The organism is Azonexus sp., from assembly GCF_036170495.1.
Taxonomy (GTDB): Bacteria; Pseudomonadota; Gammaproteobacteria; order Burkholderiales; family Rhodocyclaceae; genus Azonexus.
In genome coordinates this window covers 1-2461 of the sequence record NZ_JAVHPH010000325.1, presented here as the reverse complement: position 1 = coordinate 2461, position 2461 = coordinate 1, and the positions used below count along the sequence as shown (strand labels likewise).

At 67.0% G+C, this 2461-nt stretch carries 4 protein-coding genes; all 4 read right to left on the bottom strand.

Annotated features, from left to right (window positions below; genetic code table 11):
- On the bottom strand, positions 1–780 hold a 780-nt coding region (cobJ, locus tag ADADOO_RS12005), incomplete at its 3' end, for a precorrin-3B C(17)-methyltransferase (protein WP_511277738.1).
- Entirely contained in the window at positions 777–1172 is a 396-nt protein-coding gene (locus ADADOO_RS12000) for a cobalamin biosynthesis protein (RefSeq protein ID WP_511277737.1), read from the bottom strand. The genes cobJ and ADADOO_RS12000, both read right to left, overlap by 4 nt.
- Positions 1169–1909, bottom strand: a complete 741-nt coding sequence (locus ADADOO_RS11995) for a cobalamin biosynthesis central domain-containing protein (protein WP_511277736.1) — start codon at positions 1907–1909, stop codon at positions 1169–1171. Before ADADOO_RS11995 ends, ADADOO_RS12000 begins: the two co-directional genes overlap by 4 nt.
- Before the next feature lie 54 nt (positions 1910–1963).
- On the bottom strand, positions 1964–2461 hold a 498-nt coding region (locus tag ADADOO_RS11990; protein ID WP_511277735.1), incomplete at its 5' end, for a precorrin-2 C(20)-methyltransferase.

Here is a 2461-nt window from a genome sequence, read left to right as displayed (position 1 = left end):
GACCGCGTACTTGTTGGCGTAGCCGCGCGGCGTGACCATCAGGCCGTGCTTGATGAAGGTGTTGGAATTGCCGATGAGCACGGTCGACAGCATGCCGATGTCGGCTTCGGCCATTTTTTCCAGGGTGGTGAATTCGATGCGCTGCTTCGGCCGGTAGCCCGACTTGACGACGGCGACCGGCGTTTGCGGGTCGCGGTGACGCAGGAACAGGCGTTGCGCTTCGACGATCTGCTGCGTGCGGCGGCCGCTTTTCGGGTTGTAGAGGGCGACGACGAAATCGGCGTAGGCCACGGCGTCAAGCCGGCGGGCGATGGTCGGCCACGGCGTCAGCAGATCGGACAGCGAGATGGCGCAGAAGTCATGGGTCAGCGGCGCGCCGACCAGCGCGGCGCAGCTGTTCAGCGCCGAGGCGCCGGGCACGATCTCGACCTCGATCGCCGATGCCGGCGTCCACCCGGCTTGGAAGAGGATTTCGAAGGTCGGCCCGGCCATGCCGTAGACGCCGGCGTCGCCGGAGGAAATCAGCGCCACCTTCTTACCCTGGCTGGCCCGATCGAGCGCTTCGATAGCGCGGTCGAGTTCCTCGGTCATCGATTTCTTGATGACTTCCTTGCCCTCGACCAGGTCGGCGACCAGGCGGATGTAGGTGACGTAGCCGATCACCGTGTCGGCCTCGGCGATGGCGGCGCGGGCGCGCGCTGTGAGGTGGTCGTTGCTGCCGGGGCCGAGGCCGACGAGCATGATCTTGCCAGCTTTCTTCAGGGTTTCAGGGGCATTCATTGGGGCATCCTTGCAATGGAGACGGTGACGTTGCGCCCGTCCGGGCCGCGCAACTTGTGTTTTTCGATCAGTAAATAACGCTGGTCAACGCCGGCCGCGAGCAGCGCCGCGGCTTCCGAAACCGACGGCGTACCGGTGTAGCGGCGGACAGTTGCCGAGGGATGCGGGACATCGACCGCGGCCAGCGCGGTGGCCGGGTAGAACAGGCTGGGCCAGCCGTTTTCCCCGATCACCTGGAGCAGACCGGACTCGTCGGCCTTGAGGTCGATGCTGGCCGCCGCCCAGACGTCGGCCGACGTCGCGCCGCAGGCGGTCAGCGCTTCGGCGATGGCCTGGGCGATGGTGGCGGCCGGGGTGCCCCGGTCGCAGCCGAGGCCGAGGGCGACTTTCACGCGGCTTCCGGACGGTAAATAATGCGTTTGCCGGCCAGTTTCTCGGCATAGTCGGCCGGCATCGGGCGATGGCTGATCCACAGCACGGCGGCAAATTCGTCGACGGCGACCTCTTCGAGCCGGGCAAAGCGCTGGATGTTGGCCGCCAGCGGCCCGCTGCGGCCATTGGCATGGCCGGGCCACCAGTCCTCGCGGCCGGCCTCCTGGACCAGTGCCACGGCCTCGTCGTTGACCACCGCCGCGCTGCAGCGGACCATTTCGTCGTGCGTTGCCTCGAACACCCAGCCCAGTTCGCGGCCGAGCAGGTCGACGGCCAGCGTCTGGCGGGCGTCGGAGGCCGTGGTCAGCACCGGCGTCGCGCCGAGCGCGCTGGCCAGGTGGCCGGCCAGCCCATTGGCGCCGCCGAGGTGGCCGGAGAGGATGGGGATGACGAACTGGCCGGCTTCGTCGATGACGACGATGCCCGGATCGCTTTCCTTGTTGCCGAGGTGCGGGGCGATCAGGCGGACGACGGCGCCGAGCGAAACGATGGCAACAATGCCGTCGAAAGCGGCGAAGAGGGCCGGTATCTGGTCGCCGACCTTGCCTTCATAGCAGTGGGCGGCGCCCGGCGCGGCCGCTTCGGCCTCGGCGCGGAATTTTTCCGGCGCGAACAACTGAGCGCCGGGCAGCGCGGCGACGACCCGGCCGGCCAGCGCGATGCCGTGGCGGGTGATGGAAACGACGGCGATTTTCATGGCTTGGGGCTCCGTTTTGATTTTTGGCTGTTTTTTCGGGTTGACCGTGGACGTCTAGGATTCGGTCGCTTCCTTGCGCTTGCGGCAACCGCGGCGCAGTTCGCCACGCAGGCGTTTGGGGTTCTGGACCAGCAGCAGCGACAGATAATTGACTTTCTCGCCTTTCAGGCGGCTGATGTCGCGCACGATCCGCTCGTCCGGCGCGCCCACTTTTTCGATGAACACCGAGCTGGCGAGCAGTTCGCGCCGTTCCAGCAGGGCGACGACTTCATCGATCAGCGGCTTCACTTTCAACAAGGCGAGCGTGTCGAACTCGTCGAGCAGATGGTCGATGACCTCGACGCCGTAGGCGGCCGGGATGATGGCGAAGGTTTCGTCCTCTTCGGCCAGCACGGTGCCGGTGCTGGCGGCGGCCGCAGCGAACGAGGAGACGCCGGGGATGGTCTCTACCGCGATGCCCGGCACCTGGGCGCGGACGACGCGGGCGAGATGGCCGAACGTGGCGAAGGTCGAGGCATCGCCTTCGACCAGAAAGACCAGATCGCGCCCTTC